The following is a 26072-nucleotide window of genomic DNA, read 5'->3' as shown; positions in this document are numbered from 1 at the left end:
CCTGCGCCTTTCGGATGCCGGGCATCTGGGAATCCCGTGAGAATCGACGGGCTGGTCACGACCGCGCCGATAGCGTCGAAGCATGGATATCGACACCAGACGACCCCAGGTTCGCCGTGCACGCATCCTCTCGCCCCTGTTCGGGATGGCGGTCACGGCTGCGCTGCTGGCCGGATGCGCAGCCCCCGCGTCCCCCACCCCGACGGTCACGCAGACGGTGACGGCATCCGCTGATCCTGCGCCGAGTCCGTCGCCCAGCGCATCCTCCACGCCGGCCGCGGGCGTCAGCCCATCGGGCATCGGAGACGTGGAACTCGGCGCGCCCTACGACGAAGCCGTGGCGGCGGCGGGTGCCGCTCCAGTTGACGCCTGCCCGTGGCTCGCGTCCACGGAGGCCGACGGATACATGCTCACCGTTCAGCGCCCCGAGGTCTCGGAACAGGACCCCGCGGTGGTCGACCTCGTGCAGGTGTCCGCCTCGCCCGTCGACCTCGAAGGCAAGCCGGCCGTCGGCCCGCTGACCGCTGGGGGGATCGGTCTCGGTTCTCGGCTCGACCAGGCGCTGGCCGTCTACCCTGACGCGGTCGAAGTCGAGAGCGTCGGCGATCGCCGCTATCTCGCGATCGAGTCGGAAGCCGGCACCGGTTCGGTCTTCCTGACCTATACCGCCGGAACCGACATCATCTGGGGCGTGACGGCGACGACCCTCGACGAGCCGCCATACGAATCCTGCGCGTGAGCGCGGGCGCGAGGCGGGAGCATCCGGAGTCGAGCGTCAGGCGAAGGGTGAGTCGGTCTCGTCTCGAACTCGCTCACGCTCGGGTGCGAGAGTAGCGACTGACCCAGAGGCCGGGAATCGGCTCGGCATCCGACTGGTGCACGAAGCCGAGGGACTCGTACAACGCTCGAGCTGGCGCATTGTCGCGCCCGGTCGCGACGACCGTCTGGGGCGCGAGCGACATGACCTGCCCCACCAACGCGGCGCCCAGGCCTTTCCGGTGATGGGTGGGGTCGATCATGAGGCGGTCGAGGTCGACGACGTCATTCTCGATCACGTATCCCACCGCTCCGGCGATCTGGTGATTCTCGTCGACGCAGACCAGCCACTCCAAGGCAGCCGAAAGCAGGTCGGACGCCGTCTCATGAAGCGGCGGAATGCGGTCGTCACCGATCAGCCGAGCCTCGACAGCGTACGCCTCGTGCTGAAGCTCAAGGAGGCGCGGCGCGTGTCTGCGCACTTCATCTGCGGTCAATCTTCGCGTCTGCACAGTCCGCTGCTCCTTCACCCGATCGAGCCGGTAGACCCGGCCTTGGCCTTTGTGTCGCCACAGAGACCACATCAGTTTGGCGCGACGACGGAGAGTCGGGGGCCGGCCCCAGCTTTTCTTCGATCATGCGCCGCCTCTCGATCCGTGGCGCTGTCCGACGGTGCGATCTGGGTGCGGCGACAGCTCAGCGATCCGCTGGCTTCGTCGACACACGGCATCACCGCTGTGACCTCCCGGGCCTCTCGTCGCGGAGGACGGATGCGGGACGCCTCGCGCGAGAGAGGAACGCTGATGCGAGGCACCCCGAGTGACGCCGGTGCCCGCCGGAGTCACTCCGGCCAGATGATCGCCCCCGGCGCCATCCGGCAGATTCAGGATCCCCGCTCGGGTCCGTTCCCACAAGACGTAGCTAGGCGTCGAGTGACGAGGTACTCCGCGTTGCCGCGCATCGCGGGCTTGTACCGCTCAAGGTCATCGACAGTCACCATGATCGACCCACCAGACCAGGCGCGTCTCGCACGTCTCCAGGAGATCCGAGTCGCTTCGGATCGAGGCTCTCGCCGAACGTGGAGGTAGAACCTTCACGACCGAAGAGACGCTCGCGTTCATCCGGCGACATGATCTCGCCGCAGACAGCCCCTCGCGCCAGACGCGGGTTGATACACGCCCTACCAACACCTAGTTTCATAAGTGTTGGTATCATGGTGTGATGTCCACGTCTTCGCCGAGCACCCGCATCCCCATCGATGCTGTCTCGAGCGAGACCCTGGACTGGAAGCCGCGGGCACCGGGGATGTTCTCACGGGCCGAGGTTGTGCGTCAGACCGGGCCCTTTGAGGCGACGGTCACAGCTCCGATCGCTCATTGGAGCCCGCAGGTCCCGAGCGAAGATGCCGCTGATGTCGAAGACGCCACGCGCCAGCTGGTCGCGTTCGACGAGCATGCGCGGCGCACGTTGGGCACCGACAACCCGGCCCTGGGCCCGATGACCGCGATCCTGCTGCGCACAGAGTCCGCGTCCAGCTCACAGATCGAGCAGCTGACGACGTCGGCGAAGCAGCTCGCTCTCGCCGAGATCGATGAAGGCGACAAGGCCAACGCGCTCACGGTGATCGGGAACGTCCGCGCCATGGAGGCAGCCCTCGCGCTCTCGGACGAGATCTCCGAGGATTCCATCCTGCAGATGCACCACGCTCTGCTGCGCCACCAATCCGGCCTCGAGCAGGAAGCCGGTGTCTACCGCCAAGAACAGGTCTGGATCGGCCCCGGCAACGCCGGCCCCCGCCAGGCGGAGTTCATAGGTCCCCACCACGACCGGATTCCCGGTGCGATCGGTGACCTGGTCAGATTCGTGCAGCGCCAGGACATCTCCGTGCTTGTTCAGGTCGCTGTCGCGCACGCCCAGTTCGAGACCATCCACCCGTTCGTCGACGGCAACGGCCGCACCGGCCGCGCGCTCGCGCAGTCGATCCTGCGCAACAAGGGTCTCGTCGGCTCCACCGCCGTACCGATCTCTGCAGGACTGCTCGTGAACACCGGGCGCTACTTCCAGGCGCTGACCGCTTTCCGAGCCGGCGACGCTGCCCCGATCATCCGCGAGTTCGCCATGGCGAGTCGCATCGCCGCGTCCACGGGGACGCAGTTGGTCGACGATCTCGTCGCGCAGCTGGACGAGTCCCGCGCTCTACTCCAGGGCGTCCGCTCCGACGCTGCGGTCTGGAAGGTCCTTCCCGCGCTCGTGGGCCAGCCGGCTGTGAACACGAAGTACCTCATGAGCGCGCTCGGACTCGGCGAGATGGCGGCGCTGCGGGCGCTGGACACACTCACCGATCGCGGGGTGCTCACCGAGACGACCGGCCAAGGACGCAACCGCGTCTGGCAGCACCGCGGGATCTTCGACGTCCTCGACGGATACGCCGAGCAGATCCGCCGGATGACCGCTCGAGGCTAGCCGCGCGCCAGCGCGGGGTCATAAGCCCCGGCGGGTCGGCACTGCTTATGACCCCCGATCCGACTTCCGCGGAATGTCGCGGATTTCGTGCGCTCCCCTGCGCTCGGTTGCTGGGCACTTCGACGGAGACCCCCAGCAATCGAGCGGATCCGAGCGCGCATTGCCTCTGAACGAGGTCTAATCCGGGTCCGGACCTGCGGCTGCAGTTCCCTCGAGCTCGCGAAGCCGTTTCAGCTGCGCCCACGGCCAGAACGCGATCCACCCGATCGAAACGATCGAGCCGCCCATGATCATCGAAGCGATATCCATGCGCTTCACGCTACGGACTCGGCGTGCCCGCGGTCATCCCCCGCGCGACGGATCCGGTCAGCCGGCCACTGCGGCTGGCGACCGCAACCTCAGAAACCTCTCTATGCGGAGTCCTCGTCGATCCGCGTGATTCCGGGGGTTTCGAGTTTCCAACCTCACAAACCTCAGTTGCTCAGCGAGCCTCCACCCACGCTCGTCACGACCGCCTCCTGACCCCGAATGAGTGACCCCATGCCTGAACCGAAGCCGATCGACAAGAAGACCGCCCGGCACATCCGAGCTCTCGTCATCACGCAGGACGACGCGCTGAAGGGTCGCCCTTGGCGGTCGATGAAAGCGATCAAGCGCGCGCTGAAGGCAGGCGAGATCACCTGACCTGCGCTCGACGCTCACCCCACACACGACCTCGAGGAGACACCGATGGTTCTCATCTACAGCACGACCCCGCACGACACCGACGAGCTGGTCGCTCTGCGTCAGGTCATCAACGACAACGAGCGCGAGGCAGTCCTCCTGACCAAAGCGGCGTTCAGCAAGCGGCTGCGGAAGGTGCCCGAAGACGAGATCCTCGCGCTTGACGCCGCGGGCGCCGCCCAGCTCTAAGCTGATCTGCTCACTGAGTGATCGCCAGCTAGGCACCTGACCCTTGACCGTCGGAGACCTGCTTCTGTGAAGCGGTGCGCACCGCTCGGATGAGGATGGGAATCACGGCGCCGAACAGCAGTGCCAGGGCGACGCCGATGAGTGTTTCGAGTGCCCGCTCGGCAAAGCGGAGTCCTGGTCGTTCTCCGATGCCCTGCAAGATGAGCGTGAGCGCGAGATAGGTGGTGAACGCCGGAGCGATGTACCACCGGCTGCCCTGTGTTGCGGCGAGGGCAGCGATCGCCAGTCCGACAGTGGCGATCGTGACTGCGACAGGGGGATCAAGTCCGGCCAGGTATGCCGCAGCGAAGGCTCCGGCCACGACGCTCGCTGCTCGCCCGACACCACGCAAGACGAGTTGCTCTCGGCCGGGTCGCATCACCAGCAGGACAGTTCCCGTCGCCCAGCCGACGTGCTCCAGTTCGAGCACGTATCCGAGGAGCGCGGCGATCGCGGCTGCCATACCGAGAAGGGCGCCGTATGTGAGCGCCTCCTGCCGCGTCGGGGTGGGTGGACGCGCAGGAGGGGCGACCTGCCTCTCCGGCCAGAGCATCGCCACGCCCCATGCGTAGAGGGATCCAGCGAGCATGAGGACGGCAATCAGGGCACCTTCCGCGAGATCGCGATAGGACAACGCGATGCCCGTGAGTGGAAGAACCACCGCAAGCGCCAGCGCGCCCGCTCGAGCTTGCCGCGCCCACCAGGTGCAGCCGACGGCGAGGCCGAACATGGCGCAAACCGCAAGGAACGGCACCTGCGTCAAGAGAGAGCCGGTCAGGAACCCCACAGCGCTGAGGAGCCCCACGAGGGGGATGATGCGTCGACCTCTGCGGTAGCCGGGAAGATCGAATGCGGCGACCGGGATGACCCCGACCGCGAGAGCGAGCCCCGCTGTTGGGCTGAACGGCATGACGATCATCGCGGGCACGGCGTACACCGCACCGAGCAAGAACATCGTCCAATGCCACTGGATTGGGCGGTGGGCCAGCGCCGAACGAGGATCGTTCATGGCCTACCCGAACGAGGTGGAGTGACGATGCCGCCCATCGCCGACGCCGGCGTTGAGAGGCATGGGGCCGGCTGCGGAGGTGGTGCGTCGGCTACGGATCGCGCAGCAGCCTCCCCAGATTCGTCGTCCCGCGCGACGAATCTGGGGCCGACCGCCTCAGCGCACACGTAGCGATCGATCAGTGCGAGCCCAGGTCGTGGATGAGTTCCTTCTCGTCTTCCTCCGACAGTGATGTCTGCACGACGGTGCCGTTGTACGGAGCGAGCGCTGCAGCGAACTTGTCCTCGGTGAGCTTCACGGCGTAGAGGACAATGGCGGACTTCCCGGCGGTGACCGTCGATTTCACGCGGTTGCGGAACTCGGCGTCCAAGCCAGTCTTGTCCAGGCCCGCGAACAGGGCACCGAAGAGTCCTCCGAAGATCAGTCCCGCGAAGGGGACGAAGAAGAGGATCCCGATCAGTCCGCCGAAGCGAGCCCCGCCGGCGGCACCGGCGCCCACCTTGCCGGTGGTCCCGGGGTATTCGACCTTGGTCTTACCCTCGCCGTCGACCTTGACGAGTGCGAGCCCGGCGAGCTCTACGACGAGGTCGCCCTGCAACTCCTGCACCCGGTTGTACGCCGCTTCCGCGTCCGCTTCGGAGTCGTATGCGATGACGATGAGATCGGCCATGGGGATCCTGCTTTCGTGGAAGTGCCGTCAAGAAGCTCCTTCTCGGCGGCAGATGGTTCTGAGCCTGGAACGGCCGGACAACGCCACCGGCGCCGCCTGCCAGATACAGGATGCGGCCTCGCAGGACGGGGCGTTCCCGCCCCTCACCTTCGAAGGGTGACCCGCCCGTTTCCGCCTCGCGCGTGGCGCATACGCTCGGCCGCACAGGGCGAGACCGGCTCGCCGTACCTCAGGGAGTGGCGATGTCCGACGTGCAGCGTTCTGTTCTTCCGATCCCGGACCTCGCCTACACGGGCACGGTCACCTACGACGCGACCGACCCCGACACCACGTTCCCGCCGATCACCCCGGTGCGCCCCCCTGAAGGCTCCCCGAACGTCCTGATCGTGCTCATCGACGACACCGGATTCGGCGCTTCCAGCTCCTTCGGCGGACCCGTGCAGACCCCGAACTTCGAGCGCGTCGCGGCCGCAGGACTGAAGTACACCCGCTTCCACACCACGGCGCTCTGCTCACCCACGAGGGCGGCACTTCTCAGCGGACGCAACCACCACACGGTCGGCATGGGAGGGATCACCGAGATCGCCACCTCCGCACCCGGCTACAGTTCGCTGCGTCCCAACAGCTGCGCTCCGCTGGCTGAGACGCTGAAGCTCAACGGCTACAACACGGCTCAGTTCGGCAAGTGCCACGAGGTGCCCGTGTGGCAGGCGAGCGCGATCGGCCCATTCGATGGATGGCCGAGTCCCGGCAACGGCTTCGAGTACTTCTACGGCTTCATCGGGGGCGAGACCAATCAGTGGTACCCGGCTCTGTACGAGAACACCACACCCGTGGAGCCCTGGGGTACCCCCGAAGACGGATACCACTTCATGGGCGACATGACCGACAAAGCGATCGCCTGGGCCCGCGAGCAGAAGTCCCTCGCGCCTGACGTGCCGTTCTTCACCTACTTCGCCCCCGGCGCCACTCACGCACCACACCATGTGCCTGCTGAGTGGGCCGACAAGTACAAAGGACAGTTCGACCAGGGCTGGGACGAGATCCGCAAGGAAACGTTCGCGCGCCAGCTCGAGCTCGGCGTCATCCCGCCCGACGCCGTACTCACCGAGCGCAGCCCGGGCATCCCCGCGTGGGACGAGATGAGCGATCTGATCAAGCCCGCTCTCGCCCGCCAGATGGAGGTCTACGCCGGATTCCTCGCCTATGCCGATCACCACGTCGGCCGGCTGCTCGACGCCTACGAAGAGCTCGGCATCCTCGACGACACCCTCGTCTACGTGATCATCGGCGACAACGGCGCCAGTGCCGAAGGGTCGATGCACGGCACGACCAACGAGAGCTTCACGATCAACCACATGAACGAGATCGAGACCGAACAGTACGTCGCCGATCACATCGACGACATCGGCACCCCGCGCTCCTACAACCACTACGCCGTCGGGTGGGCTCACGCGATGGACACCCCATACCAGTGGACCAAGCAGGTGGCGAGCCACTGGGGCGGCACCCGCAACGGCACGATCGTCAGCTGGCCGAACGGCGGAGTGGAGAAGGGCGGCATCCGCAACCAGTTCAGTCACGTCATCGACGTCGCACCCACCGTGCTCGCAGCCGCCGGAATCCCCGAGCCCAGCATCGTCAACGGTGTCACCCAACGCCCCTACGAGGGCACGGCGATGAACTACACCTTCACTGACGCGGATGCCGACGCGGCCGAGCAGCACGAGACCCAGTACTTCGAGATGATCGGCAACCGCGCGATCTACCACAAGGGATGGACGGCCGTCGCGAAGCATAAGGATCCCTGGCTCGCGTCATCCCATGGCCTCGACGACGATGTCTGGGAGCTGTACAACGTCGAGGAAGACTGGACACAGTCCAACGACCTTGCCGCCGAGGAACCCGAACGCCTCGCTCACCTGCAGCGGCTGTTCCTCATCCAGGCGGCACGCTTCAACGTGCTTCCCCTCGACATTCGCTCCGCCGAGCGGATGAACCCGGACATCGCCGGCCGGCCGCAACTCGTCGTCAGCGACACGCAGAAGTTCTATCCCGGCATGAAGCGCATGAGCGAGAACACCACGATCAACATCAAGAACAAGTCGTGGACCGTCACCGCGCAGGTATCGATCCCCGACGCGGGTGCTGACGGTGTGCTCATCGCGCAAGGAGGCGCGTACGGAGGCTGGTCGTTCTACCTGAAGGATGGTGCTCTCGCGTTCGCGTACAACCTCCTCGGCATCACCGTCGACATCGTACGCTCTGACGAGCCTGCGCCAATCGGCGACCGCCAGTTGCGAGCACACTTCGCCTACGACGGAGGCGGCGTCGCGAAAGGCGGCACGGTCACCCTCTTCGCCGGCGAAGACAAGATCGGTGAAGGCCGAATCGAGAAGACAATCCCCTACCAGTTCACCTTCGACGAGACCGTCGATGTCGGCCAAGACCTCGCATCGCCGGTCTCACCCGATTACGGCGCGACCGGCAACGCGTTCACCGGAACGATCGACTGGGTACGCATCGACCTCGGCGACGACGACCACTCCCACCTGATCGACGACGAACACAAGTTGGCCGTCGCGATGCTCAAGCAATGAACGCGTGAGACTACGGGCAGCGAGACGTCCTCGAGGTGGGATGCCCCGCCTCGAGGGAGGTAACGCTGGCGGGGCATCCCGGGTGACGCCGGTGCCCGCCGGGCGTCACACCCGATGTCAGCGCACGCCCCCCGGCGCCCGCTGACAGACTCACGATCGCACCATCTCGGCCCGAGCGTGCGCGACCCTCATCCCGCGAGGGCGATGCACCGGTCCAGCGTTCAACGGTGCTCATGCGCGTCGAGCGAGACCAGGTAGTCGGCGTTGCCGCGCATCGCGGCCTTGTACCGCTCGAGCTCATCGACATGCACGTGATCCGCGAGTAGCAATAACAGGCTCCCCAATGCTCTGTTCGCGTGCCCCTGCGCATGCAGCGTCAGCGCTTCGAATGCGCCCAGCGCCACGTCGTCCGGGAACTCCTCGCGAGCTGTCCGGAACACCTCTGCTGATCTGTCCAGATCGCCGAGGTTGCGCAGCGTGGATCCGTACTGGAGGAAGCACCGGCGGCGGATGTCGCCGTGGAGTCCGTTCTCGAGGGCGCGCCGGTAGTAACCCTTCGCCATGACTTCTTCGCCGGCGGTGTCGAACGCGCCGCCGACTTCGTAGAGCACGCGCGGATCGTGTGGGTGCTTCTCCAGGATCGGGCGAAGCGCCGCGATCGTCGGCGCCATGTTCTCGCGGTCTCGCTCCTGGAAGATCCGATCCAGCTCAGCGTTCAGCTTGTCCGTTGCCATCGTGGCCCCCCGGTGCACGGCGGTGGAACCGTACTCGGTCACGCTATCCGAAGCACACGCCTCAGAGCGCGACGTCGACGGGCCGTCGGTCTCCTCGCGTGTTTGGGGTGCTGATCACGAGGAACCGCGTCTCCGTCTCCCCAGGGTTGAAGAACCGGTGCGCGAGCCCAGGCGGGACCTCGACTCCCTGCCTGGCCTCGAGGTCGACGGCGCCCTCAGCGGTCTGCATCTGAGCGGTTCCTTCGAGCACGTAGAAGAACTGCGTCGCAGTTTCGTGCACGTGCCACTCTTCGCCGGCTCCGGCCGGTACTCGCTCCTCGATCACCGACAGCCCTGGACTGTCGAATAGTCGCCACCCGTCGGAGACCTCGCCCCACACGTAGTGATCAGCATTGGTGACATCGACAGGTTCGGGCACTCTTCGATCCTCGCAGACGATCTACTTTGCAGACGCGAGCGCCCTCGCGATCCCGCTCGAGCACTGCTCAAACGCGAGATACCTGCTCAGCCCCATCTCACTTCAACGTCTGGCCCATTGGCCACGATAAGACCACTTATCCGGACTATCCGGGGAGGCATGGTCACGCGAGCGAGAGTGGTTGGAGTGTGGCGCGACACCTGAGCTGGTCAGGGCGATAGCTTCAGTCTCGCGCTGGTCCTGCATTTCGCTGCAATACCGGGATCGTGTTCGGCTCTTCGAACCAATCTGCCGGCAACTCGTGTGCTTTCGCAGCTTGGATGGTTGCCTGAGCAGCGATCGCACTCCCCTTCACTCTGATCCAGGCCGCCGCTGCCTGTCCCTGCGTTTCCAGATGGCGGACGGTCGGCACGAAGTGCTGACTGGACGCGGGAGTGAGCTGACCGACCCGCTCTCCATCGATCCGGATCTCGATCAGCGTCTTCGGTGCGCGCGCTGTCCCGCCGTCGATCACCGCAAGCGTTCCCAGGGCGATTCCGTCACCGATGCCAGTGATGAAGTCCGAAAGGACATCCTGATGCTGCTCCTCCCCAGTGACCTGGAGCGCCGACCCCCAGGGCAGGATGCTGTAGCTGCCGGCCGGAGGCTCATTCATCGGCAACAGGAGATGCGGCTCGTTCAGGGCGATCGAAACTCGCGCCACATACTTCAGTTTGCGCGACGAGTCCCACGATTCCCGGGCCGACGCCCAGATGCGAGCGCCGGTCGCAGCGACATGGCCGGAATTCCAGACATCGCTGATCGCGGAGACGTAGACATGACGAAGGCCCCGCATCCCAGTGTTTCCAAGGGAGTCGGGGCCTTCGTGGTGGCGGTGACGGTGGGATTTGAACCCATATCGATGCCCAGCGGACTGTGCGTGGGAGGGCGGAATCAGCGGAAAAACGGGGAGGTTGCTCACATCTGCGCACATCGGTTCACGGTGCGTCGCATGCGTTCCGTTACTGCTGCGTTACTGCTGAAGCGCAGCGGCTCGCTGACGGTCCAGCGCCGAAGCAACATCGTCCAGATCGTCATCGAGCAAGTCGGCGTACGTGTCGAGGGTCATCGCGGCACTCGCATGACCGAGCATTCTCTGTACAGCCTTCACGTTCGCACCAGCGCTGATCGCCAGGGACGCCGCCGTGTGCCGCAGATCATGGGGCGTGACTCGCGGCATGACGGCACGGATGCCCTCGCCGCGCGAACGCGCCTCAGCGGCATCCGCCGCATCCTCTCGCCGCGCCCGTTTGCAGGCACCTGCAAACCATCCCGACTGGGCATTACCCTGCCGAAGGTACCCTCCAGCATCCGCCGGAAAGACCAATTCGTCCGGTCTTTTATGCGACGCAGCTCGCGTCATCGCGTCGTCCAGAAAGGCCGGATATACGACAGTCCGCCTCTCGTGGGTCTTCGGCGTACCGACGACGACATGCCCATTGACGGTCACCGCGTTCGAAGTGATGTTCAGTCTGCGCCGCGACAGGTCGATGTCCGCCACCTTGAGCCCGGTGGCTTCTCCCCAACGGAGCCCCGTGTAGGCCAGGAAGCGCACCAGGTCCGGGTAAAGCGATGCGTCTGCCAGCCGCTCAACCTGCTGATGGGTGAGGTAAGCCCTCGGCTTCGGAATCTTCCGAGGTGTCTTGACGTCGCGTGCCGGGTTCGATTGGAGGCGACGGTCCCGCACAGCACCGTCCAGAATCGCAGCGAGCACGCCATGACAGCGCTTGACGGTCGTCGCCGACCGGTTCCGGCTCAGCTCCGCCACCCACGCGGATACCTCGGTGTGGCGAATTGTTCCGACTTGGCGATCTCCCCAGACCGGCTCGACGTGGACTCTCCACGCGCTCTCATCACTGTGCAACGTCGACGGCTTGACCGCCGCTCCGTGTGCCGTCAGCCAGGCCGCACCAAGCGTACCGACCGTGACACGCGACTCCCCCGGCGCGATGTACGATCCCTGGAGCTTCGCCGATTCCACCGTAGTGAGGTAGGCCTCCGCGTCGCGCTTCCTCATGAAGCCGCCCTTCCGAGCGGTCTTCCCGTCGGGCTTGCGGTATCGCGCTTCCCACCGTTTGCCTTCTCTGGTGTCGTACGAGTAGGCGCTGCCCATCGGTCCTCCGCAAGTCCTGCTCTCAGTGTGGAGATGCGAGCTTACGACACGCCACTGACATCTGTAGCGTCCCGCGTCAACGACGTCGACCGCAGCTTTCTGCTCGCAAACGAGTGAAAACGTATGCTACGGTGTCGGCATACATGATTCTGCAGCCCGAAAGTAAAAGGCTAGTTTCCGAATCCCTTCCAGGTTGAGCCCAGTTCGGGCGGTAGCCCTCCTGGAAGCTCCGGGGATGCGACAGAGACGGTGCATCCGCACCAACCGCTTCACCAATATTGGCCGGTACACGACGACCAGATGAAGCGGGTCTCTTGGAGAGAGAACTACCTCCCAGGGATCTGTATGCCTGCTTCGACCACGCTCCCCTCTCCGTCGGTCCTCGCGACGCTCATCACGCCGGCGGCGCTGGCAGAGGCACTGGGCACAACTGAGCGCACTCTGAGCGAGTGGCGCATCCGCGGCACGGGTCCCGCATTTATCCGTGCAGGCGGCAGGGCCGTCCGCTACAGGCCCGAAAGCGTCGACGAGTGGCTGATGGCACAGGAGCGCCGTAGCACTGCGGAAGAACTCAGCGCGTAGGCCTTCCTTTCTCGCGAACGCATCCCGGATCCGCGTCAATCGCTTAGGCGATGTCTACCAGCCGCTCTTCGGTACGCGCATCCCGCGGTACCGCAAGTCGCCTCGCGCGTCGACGCGAGCCCCTGCAAGCCGGACCCCGCGAGTCGGGGTCGCTCCCCACCCCAAAACGTTGAAAGGCACGCCATGAGAATGACCACCTCCCAGCTTCGCGCAAAGCAGATCGCCGAGCTTCAAGCAGAGCAGTCCGCGTACGACAAGCGGATCGAAGAAGCTATGCAGTCCGCCGGATACGCACGATGCGCACTGGCCGAAGATCTCTATGAGCTTCTGGACATCAGGCCAGAGCATCGAACCCGCAAGAGCCGCAACGGTGCAACGATGCAGGTCGCGAGCGACAAGGATGAGGCGATTCGCTCGGCTCGGCTGCTTGCGGCTGTCGCTCAGCTCATCGAGCCGGCAACCCGAAGCAGTCCGTAAGCGGCCTCGCCGGGAACGGCTTGCCCCGAGAGGGAGGCCCGACAGCTGCGACGCCGATCCTCCCTCTCCTCTAGGCCCTTCATCGACCTGCCGAGCGGGGCGGACTCCGTCAACACGGGGGCGCCCTGCGCGCAGATCGGCGTCGACGTCCGTGAGCTCATGCTTTTCGAGCGAGGCCAAGAGATCCTGGTCGCCAATCGCTACTTCGCAGCCTTGATCGCATCGGCCTGACTGTCCTCACCCAGTTCACGATTTGCGCCCCGGGGCGATGGCTCCCGGCGCATCGGTGGCGGACAGAAACATAGGCCGCACGGTTGCTGCGACAGGAATCGTCGTCGATCGATTACGCAGATGGCGACGGCATCAAGAGCGACCGGAACCCCGCACTGGTGGTTCGGTCCGCTGCTTGGCGTGATTCTGATCTTTGCCGGATGAAAGAAGCTCGCGCGCTCCGGCGCCTATGTCGCGAGTCCGTTTGGCCACACCCATGGCGCACTCTGAACCGAGGCGCACGCCGAGCTCAGTCCTCGCCGCGAAGGAATTGCTTCCCCGCGACTACCTACGCGCGTGAATCTGCTGGGCGATAGTCGTGATGACTCCTTTTTCGCGCCGCCTCACGACGTTGTATGACCGATCGCCTTCAGCTAAGCCCACTCATCGGCGTACCCCAGCAGTTCCTCGTGCGCAGGTGAAGTCGTCTTCCAGCGGTAACTCGCTCCTGAGGGCTTCGACCGGCTCAGCGCTGTCGTGAGCACGAGCTCGTCCTTCGCTCGTGAGATTGCCACGAAGAACTCCGCTTTCACATCGGCGTCGTCGTTACCCCAGAAGAACTGCGGCTCGACACCGAAAACAACGACCTTCTCGAACTCCAGGCCTTTGCACTTATGAACCGTCAGGATTCGCACGGCGTCCTCTTCCGAGAGTCGGTCGAGTGCCGCGACGGGATCGCCATCCACGTCGAGCTCGCGTTTGAATGCGCCGGCCGCTTCCTTGATGACGTCGTGAAGGCGGGAGCCCTGCTGGTACGACGGCGAGAGTGCGTTCAGCGCCGGACGCGTCACGAACTTCAAGAACGGAGATATGAGCGGCTTCCACGACGCAAAGTCCGTCTGGTCGAAGCCTGCGGCGCGCACGATCAGGCGATCCCTGCGAAGAAGTGTGCGCAGCTTGCTGTCCAGCACGCCGTCGACCTCGTCGATACCGCCCCGAGTCACAACGCGCACGAGCTCGCCATAGGCGATCGGTCGTCCTTCATCCGCAACCACCCGCAGGTAGTTGAAGATCAGGGCCGCGACCGGCTCTGCCGTCAGGTCTTGGGACTGCTGCTCGTTGCGGAAGGGAATCCCGGCTGCCGTGAGGTGCTCGGCCAGCACGGCCGTGATCAGATGCGGCTGTTGCCGAGCGAGCACGGTGATGTCCCGCGGCGGCACGCCAGCGTCGAGCCACTCCTGAATCAATGCGGTCACAGCTGCCGCCTCGTCATCGTCGGTGTCGAAGCGGAGCACCTGAAGCACACCGTCATCACCGACAAGGTCAGCCTCGGGGCTGGCGGCTGTTGGATCCATCTCGAGAACCATACGGTTCTGCATCCGTCTCAGGCGCGGCTTCGACCGGAAGTTTTGGTATAGCTGCAGCTCCGTCGCGCCGAAATCTGACGCAAACGTCGCCATGACCCCTTCAAGCGCATCGGCGAAGCCCATAATGCGCTGCTTGGTGTCGCCGACGCCGATGAGCTGCACTCCGGTGCCCGCGAACGCTTGCTTCAAGAATGCGTACTGTGCCGTCGTCGCGTCCTGGAACTCATCCATGAAGACGTGGCTATAGGTCTGCCGGAGCGCCCCGCGGGCGTAGGCGTTCTTCTCCAAGATCTCCAGCGCGAGAGGGACGAGATCATCGAAGGCGATCTGCTCGTTCTGTATCCGAGTGTGCGCGTCGATCCGGTAGTCCGGGTTGAGGGCGTTCTGTCCGGTCAGCGCCGGACGGAAGTTGTCGATCAGTCGCTTGGCGAAGGCGTGGAAGGTGAAGCTGTCGAACCGGGCAGCATATTGCGCCCCGGAGCGCAGGCGAACGCGAGACCGCAGGTTGCGCGCCGCATCGACCTTGAACGAGATCGCCAGGATCCGTTTCGGATAGGGGCTCGCCCCAGTTCGGAAGAGGTAGTCCGCGCGCTGGGCCAGTAGCTCCGTCTTGCCAGCGCCAGGGCCGGCGGTCACCACGACGTTCGCCGCGGTCTCGCGGACCGCTTTCAGCGCGTTCGACTCGAGGTCGAGTCCACCGACCGGACGCCAGTCATCGGAATGGATCACTCGGGGAGCGCCTCAAGCTTCGCGCGCACGTCCGCGACGAGACGTCCGAGCACCTCGGGAAGATCTTCGAGGAGCTTCTCGTCCGGCAGCGCCGCCATCGCCTTGAGGTGAGAGGCCGGCTTGCTCCTCAGGTCGAACATGCGGTGGTAGTCGGCGAAGAGAGCGAGCACGTCCGCCGGGAGGCGATCCTCGTTCGCGTGAGATCTGCCGAGGACAGCAGCGACGGTCTTCTCGTCGGGAGCAACCGCTGGTTTCGCGCCATAGGCGTCCGGGAACGCCTCGAGCATCATGAGGTCCAGGTCGACGGGGTGCGAGAAGTAGACCCCCCTTTTCTCGAGGACGTTGATCGCTCCCTTGCCCCCGGTGAAGGTCGGGAAGTCCTTCGCATCGTCCCACTCCGGAAGTGCGTCGATCTTGTCCTGGGCGAAGGTTTGCTTCAGCTTGTTGTATTGCTTCAGCGCGTTGCGAACCCGACCCCAGCCACCCTGATGCCGCCCAGAATCGAGGTCGAGCAAGGTGACATGCGGAATCTCCAACTCGTTGAGCAGGCGCCAGAAGTGATTGACGTGGCGTCCGCCGAGCGGCACGACCGACACGGAGGCGTCATCTTCCGCGATGCCCGCCGCGGCGAGAACGCGGGGAAGTACAATCTGCTCGCTGTCGCCCTCTCCGAGCACGACCAACCGCGAGAAATAGAGCTCAGGGAACGCCAACACGGCCTCCCGCACGTACTTGGCGGCATCATCCTTCGCCGTCGTGGGCAACACGATCCGTCGCACCTGAGACTGGCGGGTGCCATCGAGGCGCAGGAAGCAGATCGACTCAGGGTCGACCCGGCGGAGTAGAGCGGGTGAGTGCGTCGCGATGAGCGACTGGGAGTCGCCGTGCTCCGCAGCCTTTCGGAGCTGCCGGATGATGCGGCCGAGATACTGCGGAGCGAGGCTGTTCTCGGGCTCCTCCAGCGCGATGACGGTGTGGACAGGGGGACGCAAGCGGTGCTGATCGAACGACGTCTCCGTGCCATCCAGCACTCCGCGCGCGAGGGACTGCCAGGCGAGCACAAGCGAGATGTACAGCAGCGACTTCTGCCCGTCGCTGAGCCGATCGAACGGCAGGGACGAACCCGCTGGCGACGGCGCAAACGACACCGTGAGCTGTCGGAGCACGCTCTCCAGATCGCCGCTGCCAAAGGCGATTGAGGGGTCGGTGAAGAAGGCGCCCGAGTGGAGTCCCTTCCACTCCCCCGCGAGCTGAACACCGATGCTCTTCACGGCCTCGTTGTCGGCAAGTGCTTCGGTGAGATCCTTCGAAAGCGTGTCGAGGGTCGTACGCTCGGCCGTCCAGTCCGCGGCGCGAAGCGCGCGGCCGACCAGCGAAGCGGTCGTGTAAGCGATGTGTTCGGCGGGGTCGCGACGAGCCGGCAGGTAATGCACCTCGATGTTGGCGCGGTCGAAGCGCGACATGTCGGACCGCTGGAGCGGCTCTCCGTCCGCGTCCGCTTCGAGGATGTACTCGAGCTTCTCCTCGATCACGTTGTCCGGAGCGATGGTGGCCGTGAGTCGCACCCGGATGCGCGGCACACCGTCCTCGGTCGCAATGCGCATGTGCGCGAAGTTCGCTGGCACCGCTGCATGGTCTCCCTCTGCACCCGACTCCGGGATCTCGACATCCACTTCGATCCACAACTCTGGCCCGCCGGCATGTACTTCATCCGTCGATTGGTCGCTCGGAATGTGGAAGTCGGAGTGACGAATCTTTCGCTGCGCAGACAGCGGGCTGAAGAGCCGCGAAAGTGCTTCAAGCACCGCCGTCTTGCCTGCGCCATTCGGGCCGAGGACGTAGGTAATGTCGCGCAGCGCGATCTCGGTCGCGTCATGGCCGAACGACTGGAAGCCGGACATCCGGAGATGGGTGATCTGCATCAGACGTCCTCGTCTAGCTGCGCACACAGAGTGGCTTCCTGGGCCAAGCGGGCAGGTGGGTTAGTGCGAAAGGGCTTCATTCGGGTGGTCTATTCGAGCAGGCAAACAGTGTTTTGCTCATTCTCCTTTGTGCACCTAATTATGAGCTATCTGGCCCGCCGGCAACAGTCAAAACGTTGTCACTTAGGCAACGGCGGCCCGGCACGGATCCTCCCGTGGGTCCGAGGTCGACGCCCATATGGACTAGGTATGCCCGCTCGGGGCTGCGGAGAGCGGGGTGCACGTGGTCGGTCGACTGAGCTGCGCGATCACTTCGAGCTGCGCACGCAGCCCGTAGGTGATCCGCACGCTCAGCGGGCGGATGGGACCGAGAGCCGTGGCCGGCACCTCGGGAAGTTCGTTCTCGCTCGCTACTCCGGGTCTTCGACCCTTCGACACCAACGCGAGACATCGACACCGCGGAGAGCCACTTCAAGGACGCGCTCGAGCCGTCGGCACGGCCTCAAGCGGAACTGAGCGTCAAACCCGAGCGGCTGCTCGCAACCGATCTAGTTCAACGCCTCGTCATCAACGAAGGGCCGGATCGCCATCCAGTCGACATCTTCGTTGACGAAGAAGTACTGCCGGCCGTTCGGACCATGCCGGAGCTTGCCCATGATCGCGAAGAAGGATCCTGACAAGTCTTCGAGCTCATCGAGTCCGGAGCGTTCGAGCAGCGTCGCGAGCTCATCTTCCTCGATCACGACGGTGGGTGACCCACGTCCGGTGTTGAGCCAGGCCCCGCCGTCCTCCTTCGGGCGAGGGAAGCGGATCGTGCCCCAGTACACACGCAGGCGGTTCCGGTGCTTGTCCTCGATCTCCGAGAGATGCACGCACCCGGACTTGACTGTCTGACGAGTGTCGTCGGACATGATCAGCAGCGTCCGGCTGCGCCGGAACGCCTCGCGCATCACGAGCTGACGAAGGAGTCGACCAAGCCCCATCGAGGACTGGCGCACGTTGCCTCGACCCCGACGGGTGTAGCGGACGGCCGATCCGCCAGTCGAGGGCGGCGCTGTCGGGTCGTGGCGAACGTGCCGGATGGCGCGGCCCCGGTTCGGGTCAATCCGAAAAGTGTCGCCCGCGTTGATGAGCTCGTCGACCTCATCGAGCGGAGCACCGCCACCGTCCTCCGTGACGAAGGAAGCCAGCTCGCAGTCCTCGCGGTGCGGTCGAGCACCGAAGCAGGCGCGACGACCGTTGCGGGCTTCGCGGATGAAGTAGGCGTCGGCCCCGCACCCGGTGCAAATCAGCGTCTCGCGCAGGACATCCCGCTCCTCCGAACCTAGGGCAGCAAAATCCTCGGCGTCCCAGATGGCGCCGGTCCTGCGACTCTTCGCTTCCTCCACGACCCGCCTCCTACGCCGCCAGGCCGCGGAACTCCGCGCCGAGCTCCTCGAGCCAATCATCGATGAGGTCGGCGGGTGCTGCGGCGACCGTCAAGGTGCGGCGCACGTCGATGAAGACCGGCTCGAGATGTGTCTCGAGGCCGTCGCGGGTCAACAGGTGCCGGACTCCCGCGAGCGTGTCGTCCCGAAGCTCCTCCTTGTTGAACCAGACGTAGGCAGCCTCGGCATGACCATCGGTCCACTGCTCGGAGAAGAGCGGGTTCACGCGAACCTGCAGCCCACCGATCTCGATCCGGGCGGCGTGCGACGGGATATGGGCGGCACCGTTCCAGCGCGGCGCGACACCGTCCCAGCGGACGCTGATCTCCTCGAAGCTCGGGCGACGACGATCGGGAGCCGCCTGTGCGACCTGACGCAGCGCCTCGCCGTCACGGGTGGTCTTGCGGTCACGGTTGATCGCGTGTCGCATAGGACGCCAGAAATCCGTCGCAGGGGCGTAATCACTCCGCGACTGCTCTGCGATCTGGCGCGCCAGGCGGGGACGAGCCCGCGGGGTGGCGTTGGCGAACTTGATGAACGCCCCGAGTCCGATCTCCATCATTAGTCCTCTCGTCGGACGCCCTTGAAGGGCTTCCCGTCGCTCTTGCCGTCCATGAGCCGCCCTGTGGAGGCATCCCGCTTAACGTGGGTCTGGGTCTTGGGGTTGTAGGTCTGCGAGCGCCCCGTCACTGCGCCCTGCCGGTAGCCCTTGCCGGTGTTCTTCGCCATACCTTCCTCCTCGGAGGTGTTCTAGTAGCAAAACAATACCTCAAGAGTAACACGTTGTTCCAGTTGCGCAACATTTCATCGCGCACGGGTTACGCTGGAGGTACGGGCCGCAGGACGGCCCAGAAGATTGGGAGCCTCATGTCACACACAGTCATCGACGTAGCAGGCCTCGCCAGCGCACTCGAAACGCGAGTCAAAGCAGACGAGATCTCTTGGCGAACGGCCGCCGGCCAGATCGGCGTCAGCCCGTCACTTCTTACCCGGCTGCGCAACGAACAGCGCCCCGATCTTGACGCGTTCGCGCGAATTGTCCGGTGGCTACGAATTCCCGCCGATCAGTTCATGGTTGATGCTGACGAGCTCGCCAACCGAGAAGAGCCAGAGCTCGGCTCATCGATCAACGCACTGCTTCGTGCGCGTAGCGACCTGGACGAACAGGACAAGCAACACCTCGAGTCGATCTTGAAGTCAGGACTCGACTACTTTCGCTCCACGAGGAAGACGAGATAAGTCATGAACAAGGCTGCTCTCGGCCGACTCGCCAAGGAGGTGAGGACGGACTACGACCTGTCAGAGGACGTGCCCTTCGATCCGTTCCATTGGTCGGGCGAGAACGGCATCCCGTTCATCTCCCTGAGGGACTTCTCCTCCAGGAAGCGGCCATGCGCCGCTTCCTGGAGGAGAAGCCCCACGTCTGGTCCGCGGCACTCCTTCGCGATGGTCGACGCAGCCTTGTGATCTACAACCCTGAGCGAAGCAACGAGCGCATCCGCTCTGACCTGACGCACGAGGTAGCGCACTTCGAGGCCGAGCACAATCCGTCACCGCCATGGACGGGCACCGACAGCAGCTGTGGCGGCACGTCGAAGGATCAGGAGAAGGAAGCCGAAGAGCTGGCTGGGGCACTACTCGTTCCGCAGGAGAAAGCAAAGATCGCGGTCATCAGGGGTATCGCGCCGCTCGTCGTCGCCAACCGATACCAAGTCAGCGTCGAGATGGCGACCTGGCGCATGAAGATGTCCGGCGGCTACGCCATCCGAGAGCGCAGCCTACGGAAGTGGGGCAACACCGGCTAGTCGCCAGTCGATGTCGCGGGCCGATCCAGACCTAGACCGGGTATCGTCTAGCTACTGATCGTGATCGCCGGTCGGTTCCTGAGACGCCAGACCCTCAGGAATCATTTCCGCGTACTCCTCACGAATGAACGCGAGTCCCTCGGCGAGCGACGGGTCGAACTCGAGCGAGCTGGTCACGAAGTCGAGACGGCGCTTGTTCTCAGCGATGATGTCACTCCACCGTCGCACATACGCACGCGCCGCCGGTCTGCCGGGCTTCCGCTCCGGCTCGAGAACGAGGCCGACCTCGCGGTTGTCGCTCTTGAAGGAGTTCTCGATCAACTCGTCGTAGTCTGTGACCACGAGGATGAAGTCCCAGGTTCCTCGTTCGCTGGCGAAGGCTGGCGTGCTCACCACGACGTTGACGTAGTCCTCGACCTGGTCGCGCTCCTTGCGACCGGCAGTGACGCCCGGTGCCTTCAACTCGACAACGAGATGCCGAACTCGATCGTGCTCCTGCGACATGGCTGCCACGTGCAGGTCCACGCGGCCCGACTTGCCGTCCCAGCGCTTGACCGGCTCGACCTTGCCATCCGGAAGGCCCTCGAGCTTGAGGTGGGTGCGGAGCATTTGTGTCAGCCCACGCTCGCTGTTCATGAAGTGGTACTCCTCGCCGAAGATCCAGAGTTCGTGCTCAAGGATCTTGTGGAGGTGGTCCCGCTCTCCGACCTTCTTCGAATCGTCCGGATCGAAGAGCAGATGCTCAAGACCCGCCAAGAACTTACGCCGACTCGTCACCAGATTGGCGGCCCGAATGACGCCGGCCAGCGTCGTCTCGCTGAGCAGCTTCGTCAGCGCTTCACGGTCCTGCTCGGTCAACGCCACGAACTCGCTGACCAGCAGGGCGAGGTTCTCGGGGTCGGTCCTCAGGGCATCACGCAGCAGGTTGAGGGTGAGCTGCGCGCCGTCCTTGCTCTTCGGAATCTGCGGTACCAGCGCACTCGACACGATGTCGAAGACGGCGCGCTCCGCCTTATCCGCCTCGGTGGCGGGCTCCTCCTTGTAGGGATAGATGCCCTTGTTCTTCCAGTCGTCGATCTGGTCCCGACGACGCGCGCGGCGCCGCGACGCGAAGTGCTCGCGAACGGCCGTGTTAGTCGCGCGCCAGACAGCCCCAGCCGGGTCGGGTGCCATCTCTCCGAGCCCAAGGTCAGAGAGCGAGTCGACGTCGAAACCGTCCCACGTCACGTATGCCGAGAAGGCGGCCTGGCTCTCCAGCTCGGCGCCCGACATCTCGACAACAAAGCGCTCGGCGTCCTCACCGAAGTACACGGCCCGGTGCTTACCAGTGCGCCACTCGATGATGCGCACCGAGACAAGCGCTTCCGCACCGGAATCGAGCGCGACCGTCACGGTTGTGTCATCGAGGATCTCGTCAGCAGGGTCGAGCTCCGCCCCGTCGAAGACGATCGCCAGCTTCTCGTCGTTGAGCAGTACAGGCGCGAAGTGCGAGGTGAGAACCGTCAGCGTCGTGTTGCTGATGAGCGGGTTCAGGCTGCGGTGTTGTTCATTCAGCGCGGTGACGACCGTGCCGGTGACCGTCTCAGTCGACGGCGACGCTTCCCAGCTGAAGGGTTCTGCGCGCTCCTTCGCGCCCTCGATCATGACCCGCTCACGGTCGCCCGCGGTGTTGACGCTTTCACTGGCCCAAGTCACGTGTGATCCGAGGGCGAAAGCACGGAGACGGCCTTCGCCGAGCTTGCCGTGGAGTCCGCGCTTGTCGTTTTTCGACCGTGCTGCAAGCGCCTTCCACGAGCCACCAATACGCCCGAACGTGGCCCGCACTTCATCGGAAGTGATGCCGTGGCCGTCGTCCTCGACCGTCACGCTTTCGATTGCATCCATCTCGGAGCGAGCGAGCGTCACGCGGACGGTATCCGCCTCAGCATCGATCGCATTCCAGACGAGTTCGACGACGGCGCGAACGGGGTCGCGTTCGCGGGCCAGGCGCGTGACCAGGTCGCCGCCGGCGGAAAGTGGAAGGTCCCTCACCAGACTCACTGTAGGGCCAGCGTTCCTCCCACGCCCATTGGCTCAGTCCGGGAACGGAGGCTCGTCGCCCCACATGCCGGAGGCGCCGCGGTTGCCTGCACCGCTCCCTCCACGGTTCGCCGAGACGGAAGGACTCGAGATCCGAGCGGAGTGCGTCGAACGGTAAACAACCCGCTCCCCCACGATGGTGCCGGCGTAGCGACCCGACGGGTCGAAGACGTAGTCGCCCTTGATCTTGCCTAAGTACGTTCCCGAGCGCGCAAACAACTTGTCACCGCTGCGCCGCAGCGGACGGCCATCCTTCGTGTATAGGTCTGCCACGAGATCAGTGTGCGCGAGGCCTCCGACATCGAGAGGAGCGCCGGATGCCGACGCTGACGCTGATGGACGAGCAGAAGGCAGAGCGTGCGGCGAAGCGTCAAATGACAAGTGCACTCAAGGAGGAGGCGAGGGCGCAGGGCGACGGAGCGAAGCGGCGCGAGTGGCGAGAGAAGGGGATGCAACTGACCCGCGAGCAGGCAGCGGCCGGCGAGCCATGCCGAGGCTGCGAACTGCCGGTCATCGACAACCTCGGCAACTGGCCCGAAGGGATGTGCCTCACGCCGAGCAGAAGATCGAATGCGATGCCGACCAAGCGAAGTACAAGGAGATGCATCCGAACTGCGAAGCCCACCGCTGGAGCGTGTCCGCATCTCGCGCCACTCACTGCGGCTACTGCTGCCCACCGATCCCAATGTCACCCGAGCAGTACGAGGACATCAACCGAGTCCTCCTGAGCAGTCCGCGCCGCGAAGAAGAACTGGACCTCTGTGAGCGCACGCTGACCTGCGGTCACGACATAGAGCAAAGTGTGCACCACTCCAACCAGCGCCCGAGCTTCTCGACCGCCCGGTGTGCGGACTGCGAGATGGCCCGCGTCGTCGTGAGTTCCGTGAGGGCCGTTTAGGCCGCAGGCCGCAGGGCGAATGGCGGAGGCGAGACGGAAGCGCGACGAAGCCGTCGAACGTGCGGAACGAGAACTGAAGAAGGCCGAGAAGGCTGCGACGGACGCGCGAAAGAAGCTCAACGAACTGCGGGCGCGCCAGTAGCCCGAGAAGGACAACGCAGCCCGCTGAATGAAGACCGACGACGCTCGACAACGAAGACGCAGTCGCGAAGGCGATCGGCGCGGAGTCGCGCGACAGCCTCACTGACGCGCAGGTGGTCGCGCTGGCAGAGCATCTGAGCGAGGCCACTCCCGAGCTCCAGCCCCACCCCATCAAGACCAACCCGCAGCTCCACGCCTACGCCCTGGGCAGTGACCGCGGTCGAGGATGATCTGCGCACCACCACCTCAGCGATGAACGAGAACAGCAAGCAGGCGTTCGAGGCGCTCGGCGAGACCCACGACATCATTGCGGGCGAGCTGAACAAGCCTGACCTCAGCGACGAACGCTGGCGCTATCTCATCGACAAGCTGACGGACAGCGAGGACAAAGCAAAGGCAGTCGCCGAGGGTACCAATCACCTGATAGCTGATCAGTCCAATGCCACCCGCGGCGCGAAGTTGGCGATCGCTGCCATGCCGTACGTCGAGGTCGTGCTCCACGTAGGCATACGCCTCCTGGTCAGCCGGGGCCGCCTCTAGGTCTGTATGCCAGGACGCGACGACGTGATCTCCTAGCCGCGCTCAAGTCGATTGTCATACGGATAAACTGCTTGCGGTCGTTGGGCTATGCTCACAATACGCTCATATACGCGCAAGCAGCGGGCCGGTCTGCACTTGAACTCGAACGAGGTGGACCGACAGATGGCAGCGACCGGGGACGCGAAGAAGAAGCCGACGAGGCACACGCGCCACAAAAAGACGACCTTCGGCGAACGCCGCAGTATCCGCTTCAGCAAAGAGGAAGAGCGCAGCGTCAAGGACTTGCGCGAAGCGATCGCGTTGCGGTCACGACGGGCGCTTGAGGACGTCACGTTTAGCGAGGCTGTGCGGCTCCTCGTACGAGACAAGAAGAGTGCTGCAGAGATCGAGGCCCGTGCTCTCGCGATCCAGCGCGGCAGCGGGAACGCATCCGAGTGGGGGCTTTGGGCGATCTCAGACCGGCTCGGATATGAGATCGCGCCGATGCGAAGGCACATCGCACGAATCGGCGGCGACCTCAATCGAATCGCCGCTCGGCTTGCCACAGAGGAGGCGGTTCCTTACGAGGAACTCGCAGATGCTCTGCAGGCCGCGGCTGACCTTCGGCATATCCCCGACGAGATTGAACGAAGGATCGCTCACCTAGTGCAACGCGGTCTTCCCGAGCGAGGCGTGAAGTAGATATGGCTGTCGTGATGGCGAGCTCCGCGCGCTCCGCCGACGACCTCATCCGCTACGTTCTCGAGCCCAAGAAAGATCAGCGAGGCGAGCGCTACGTGATGGCATCCGGGACGGGTGGACTGCTTGTGTCATTGGCCAAGGACCAAATGCGAGATGTTCGCGAGAAGTGGGGCAAGAATCAGCCCGGCGCATACGTGCAGGCGTATCACGTCATCCAGAGTTTCTCAGCGAACGGTGAGCTTGACCCCGGCGATCCGAGCGACTGGATGACTGCACAGGACCTCGGTGTCGCACTCGCCGAAGAGGTGTTCGCAGGGCACCAAGTATTAGTCGTCACTCAGCGGGACGGGGCCGGCGGTTGCCTGCACAACCACTTGGTCGCATCCAGTGTAGACACACTGACGGGCGACAGCTTAGACAGCGCGGTCGTCATGCATGCGCGCCTGGTCGAGACGCATGAGGCGGTTCTGGAGCGCGAGGGATTCGATCAGCGTGACGACTTGAAACAGGCATACACCGACGCGCTGGATCGCCGCGATCGTGGCGAGCCCAGCAGACTCCGCCGCGCGGCGACGAAGGAGCAGCGCGCACTTGTCGAGGCAACACGCCATGCGCAGTGGCTCGCAGAGCGCGCGACAGCGGAGTCGGGTACAGCGCGTCGGCTCGAGCCTTTCAGCTTGCTCGTTCTGAAGCACCGTATTGACAGCGCAGTGACGGCCCGCAGTACGACAGACTGGGCAACATTCGTCACGAACGCGCGTACCGAGGGGGTGACCGTCGAACGCGCAGATCGAGGTGCTGATCAACTGTCTTTTGGGATGATGCGTCGAGCGCACGACAGATCTTTCCGTGCACCTACGGCCAGCGATCGCCGCCGTGGTTCCACGATTGGCGAGGACTACACCGCGGCCGCACTCGAGCGACGGATCGCCAGCCACGTCGATGCGATAGCGCGATCCGCGCGCGTAATGAGATCCGTATTGACCGCAGAGGATGAACGCGAGGTCGAGGCCCGCATGGCCATCTATTGGGCCCAGCTCGAGAGTGAGCGCGCGACGTCGGTTCGCGAGCGGAAGTTTATCGATCAGCCTGCGAAGGAAATGCCGTCGGCGGCGATTGTCGATGCGGAGCCGAGTGACTCACCGACTGACGCATCGACGAGCGAGCTGCAGGGAGAGAGCGACTTGAACGGCCTCCAGGTCGAACTTGAGCACAACTCTCTCGGAAGTCTCCCGGCGCCGGCCTCTGCCGGCGCCAATGACGCCATCGATCCTTCAAATCCCGGTATCAGGATGGAAGTTGACTCCGAAGCTCCGCTGTCGACCACACCTGAGAAGCGCGGTGCGAACTCGATCGCGGAGGCGAGACGACGCAGACTGAGACGACAGGCGACGTTCGACTTCGATCCACAGGACGACAGCTCGCCCCGCGTTGAGGGCGAACTGGAATTGTAGTCGACCG

Annotated in this window: 27 protein-coding genes; 12 read left to right on the top strand and 15 right to left on the bottom strand. The window is 64.6% G+C overall.

Annotated features, from left to right (window positions below; all coding sequences use genetic code 11):
• Window positions 1–82 precede the first annotated feature (82 nt).
• Complete coding sequence (locus tag ACZZZF_RS14745; RefSeq protein ID WP_463499259.1) at window positions 83–739, top strand: hypothetical protein; 657 nt, start codon at window positions 83–85, stop codon at window positions 737–739.
• Between the two features lie 73 nt (window positions 740–812).
• Here the strand turns inward: ACZZZF_RS14745 and ACZZZF_RS14740 are convergent, their stop codons facing one another.
• Window positions 813–1253 (bottom strand): GNAT family N-acetyltransferase, encoded by a 441-nt coding sequence (locus tag ACZZZF_RS14740; RefSeq protein WP_463499258.1) that lies wholly within the window; start codon window positions 1251–1253, stop codon window positions 813–815.
• 724 nt (window positions 1254–1977) lie between these two features.
• Between ACZZZF_RS14740 and ACZZZF_RS14735 the strand changes: the two genes are divergently transcribed.
• Window positions 1978–3219 carry a Fic family protein gene (locus ACZZZF_RS14735; protein WP_463499255.1) on the top strand — a complete coding sequence of 414 codons (1242 nt, stop codon included), beginning with the start codon at window positions 1978–1980 and terminating at the stop codon, window positions 3217–3219.
• Window positions 3220–3396: 177 nt separating this feature from the next.
• Here ACZZZF_RS14735 and ACZZZF_RS14730 read toward each other — a convergent pair whose 3' ends face one another.
• Window positions 3397–3528 (bottom strand): hypothetical protein, encoded by a 132-nt coding sequence (locus tag ACZZZF_RS14730; RefSeq protein ID WP_268776162.1) that lies wholly within the window; start codon window positions 3526–3528, stop codon window positions 3397–3399.
• A 231-nt stretch (window positions 3529–3759) separates the two neighbouring features.
• Here ACZZZF_RS14730 and ACZZZF_RS14725 point away from each other — a divergent pair, with 231 nt between their 5' ends.
• Both ACZZZF_RS14725 and ACZZZF_RS14720 read left to right on the top strand, forming a co-directional pair.
• Window positions 3760–3903 carry a hypothetical protein gene (locus ACZZZF_RS14725; protein WP_414021377.1) on the top strand — a complete coding sequence of 48 codons (144 nt, stop codon included), beginning with the start codon at window positions 3760–3762 and terminating at the stop codon, window positions 3901–3903.
• Window positions 3904–3948: 45 nt separating this feature from the next.
• Window positions 3949–4131, top strand: coding sequence for a hypothetical protein (locus ACZZZF_RS14720; protein ID WP_463499252.1), 183 nt, complete (start codon window positions 3949–3951; stop codon window positions 4129–4131).
• Between the two features lie 28 nt (window positions 4132–4159).
• Here the strand turns inward: ACZZZF_RS14720 and ACZZZF_RS14715 are convergent, their stop codons facing one another.
• The gene (locus ACZZZF_RS14715; protein WP_463499250.1) at window positions 4160–5125 is read right to left on the bottom strand and encodes an FUSC family protein; all 966 of its coding nucleotides are present in this window, start codon (window positions 5123–5125) and stop codon (window positions 4160–4162) included.
• Window positions 5126–5357: 232 nt separating this feature from the next.
• Entirely contained in the window at window positions 5358–5849 is a 492-nt protein-coding gene (locus ACZZZF_RS14710; protein ID WP_463499247.1) for a DUF1269 domain-containing protein, read from the bottom strand.
• A 242-nt stretch (window positions 5850–6091) separates the two neighbouring features.
• Between ACZZZF_RS14710 and ACZZZF_RS14705 the strand changes: the two genes are divergently transcribed.
• On the top strand, window positions 6092–8449 hold the full coding sequence (locus ACZZZF_RS14705) for an arylsulfatase (protein ID WP_463499245.1): 2358 nt from the start codon (window positions 6092–6094) through the stop codon (window positions 8447–8449).
• A 221-nt stretch (window positions 8450–8670) separates the two neighbouring features.
• Here the strand turns inward: ACZZZF_RS14705 and ACZZZF_RS14700 are convergent, their stop codons facing one another.
• From ACZZZF_RS14700 to ACZZZF_RS14685, 4 genes are all read right to left on the bottom strand, one after another.
• Window positions 8671–9183, bottom strand: coding sequence for a tetratricopeptide repeat protein (locus ACZZZF_RS14700; protein ID WP_463499242.1), 513 nt, complete (start codon window positions 9181–9183; stop codon window positions 8671–8673).
• 61 nt (window positions 9184–9244) lie between these two features.
• Complete coding sequence (locus tag ACZZZF_RS14695) at window positions 9245–9601, bottom strand: cupin domain-containing protein (RefSeq protein ID WP_463499239.1); 357 nt, start codon at window positions 9599–9601, stop codon at window positions 9245–9247.
• A 223-nt stretch (window positions 9602–9824) separates the two neighbouring features.
• Complete coding sequence (locus ACZZZF_RS14690; protein ID WP_463499236.1) at window positions 9825–10436, bottom strand: hypothetical protein; 612 nt, start codon at window positions 10434–10436, stop codon at window positions 9825–9827.
• 177 nt (window positions 10437–10613) lie between these two features.
• Entirely contained in the window at window positions 10614–11753 is a 1140-nt protein-coding gene (locus ACZZZF_RS14685; RefSeq protein WP_463499234.1) for a tyrosine-type recombinase/integrase, read from the bottom strand.
• A 345-nt stretch (window positions 11754–12098) separates the two neighbouring features.
• Here ACZZZF_RS14685 and ACZZZF_RS14680 point away from each other — a divergent pair, with 345 nt between their 5' ends.
• On the top strand, window positions 12099–12335 hold the full coding sequence (locus tag ACZZZF_RS14680) for a helix-turn-helix transcriptional regulator (protein ID WP_463499231.1): 237 nt from the start codon (window positions 12099–12101) through the stop codon (window positions 12333–12335).
• A 189-nt stretch (window positions 12336–12524) separates the two neighbouring features.
• Window positions 12525–12812, top strand: coding sequence for a hypothetical protein (locus ACZZZF_RS14675; RefSeq protein WP_463499229.1), 288 nt, complete (start codon window positions 12525–12527; stop codon window positions 12810–12812).
• A gap of 644 nt (window positions 12813–13456) precedes the next feature.
• On the opposite strand, the gene ACZZZF_RS14670 is transcribed toward ACZZZF_RS14675, so the two are convergent.
• The 5 genes from ACZZZF_RS14670 to ACZZZF_RS14650 form a co-directional block, all read right to left on the bottom strand.
• Window positions 13457–15118, bottom strand: a complete 1662-nt coding sequence (locus tag ACZZZF_RS14670) for a UvrD-helicase domain-containing protein (RefSeq protein WP_463499226.1) — start codon at window positions 15116–15118, stop codon at window positions 13457–13459.
• The gene (locus ACZZZF_RS14665; protein ID WP_463499223.1) at window positions 15115–17040 is read right to left on the bottom strand and encodes an ATP-dependent nuclease; all 1926 of its coding nucleotides are present in this window, start codon (window positions 17038–17040) and stop codon (window positions 15115–15117) included. The genes ACZZZF_RS14670 and ACZZZF_RS14665 overlap by 4 nt, the downstream gene beginning before the upstream one ends.
• A 548-nt stretch (window positions 17041–17588) precedes the next feature.
• Window positions 17589–18428 (bottom strand): hypothetical protein, encoded by an 840-nt coding sequence (locus ACZZZF_RS14660; RefSeq protein ID WP_463499220.1) that lies wholly within the window; start codon window positions 18426–18428, stop codon window positions 17589–17591.
• A gap of 10 nt (window positions 18429–18438) precedes the next feature.
• Window positions 18439–19026 carry a hypothetical protein gene (locus ACZZZF_RS14655; protein WP_463499217.1) on the bottom strand — a complete coding sequence of 196 codons (588 nt, stop codon included), beginning with the start codon at window positions 19024–19026 and terminating at the stop codon, window positions 18439–18441.
• A gap of 2 nt (window positions 19027–19028) precedes the next feature.
• Window positions 19029–19196: a hypothetical protein gene (locus ACZZZF_RS14650; RefSeq protein WP_463499214.1), complete on the bottom strand. Its 168-nt coding sequence runs from the start codon at window positions 19194–19196 to the stop codon at window positions 19029–19031.
• 138 nt (window positions 19197–19334) lie between these two features.
• Here ACZZZF_RS14650 and ACZZZF_RS14645 point away from each other — a divergent pair, with 138 nt between their 5' ends.
• Complete coding sequence (locus ACZZZF_RS14645; protein ID WP_463499212.1) at window positions 19335–19706, top strand: hypothetical protein; 372 nt, start codon at window positions 19335–19337, stop codon at window positions 19704–19706.
• A gap of 152 nt (window positions 19707–19858) precedes the next feature.
• Window positions 19859–20272 carry an ImmA/IrrE family metallo-endopeptidase gene (locus tag ACZZZF_RS14640; RefSeq protein WP_463499209.1) on the top strand — a complete coding sequence of 138 codons (414 nt, stop codon included), beginning with the start codon at window positions 19859–19861 and terminating at the stop codon, window positions 20270–20272.
• 51 nt (window positions 20273–20323) lie between these two features.
• Here the strand turns inward: ACZZZF_RS14640 and ACZZZF_RS14635 are convergent, their stop codons facing one another.
• Both ACZZZF_RS14635 and ACZZZF_RS14630 read right to left on the bottom strand, forming a co-directional pair.
• Complete coding sequence (locus tag ACZZZF_RS14635) at window positions 20324–22303, bottom strand: ATP-binding protein (protein WP_463499206.1); 1980 nt, start codon at window positions 22301–22303, stop codon at window positions 20324–20326.
• 42 nt (window positions 22304–22345) lie between these two features.
• Entirely contained in the window at window positions 22346–22624 is a 279-nt protein-coding gene (locus tag ACZZZF_RS14630) for a hypothetical protein (protein ID WP_463499204.1), read from the bottom strand.
• A 976-nt stretch (window positions 22625–23600) separates the two neighbouring features.
• Here ACZZZF_RS14630 and ACZZZF_RS14625 point away from each other — a divergent pair.
• From ACZZZF_RS14625 to ACZZZF_RS14615, 3 genes are all read left to right on the top strand, one after another.
• Window positions 23601–23930 carry a hypothetical protein gene (locus tag ACZZZF_RS14625; protein ID WP_463499201.1) on the top strand — a complete coding sequence of 110 codons (330 nt, stop codon included), beginning with the start codon at window positions 23601–23603 and terminating at the stop codon, window positions 23928–23930.
• A 162-nt stretch (window positions 23931–24092) separates the two neighbouring features.
• Window positions 24093–24611, top strand: a complete 519-nt coding sequence (locus tag ACZZZF_RS14620) for a hypothetical protein (protein WP_463499198.1) — start codon at window positions 24093–24095, stop codon at window positions 24609–24611.
• Between the two features lie 2 nt (window positions 24612–24613).
• Window positions 24614–26065, top strand: a complete 1452-nt coding sequence (locus ACZZZF_RS14615; RefSeq protein WP_463499195.1) for a relaxase/mobilization nuclease domain-containing protein — start codon at window positions 24614–24616, stop codon at window positions 26063–26065.
• Window positions 26066–26072: the final 7 nt, after the last annotated feature.

The organism is Microbacterium sp. AC215 (assembly GCF_979258645.1).
Note: the sequence above shows the minus strand (reverse complement) of the source record. Positions and strands in the feature narration are given on the sequence as shown.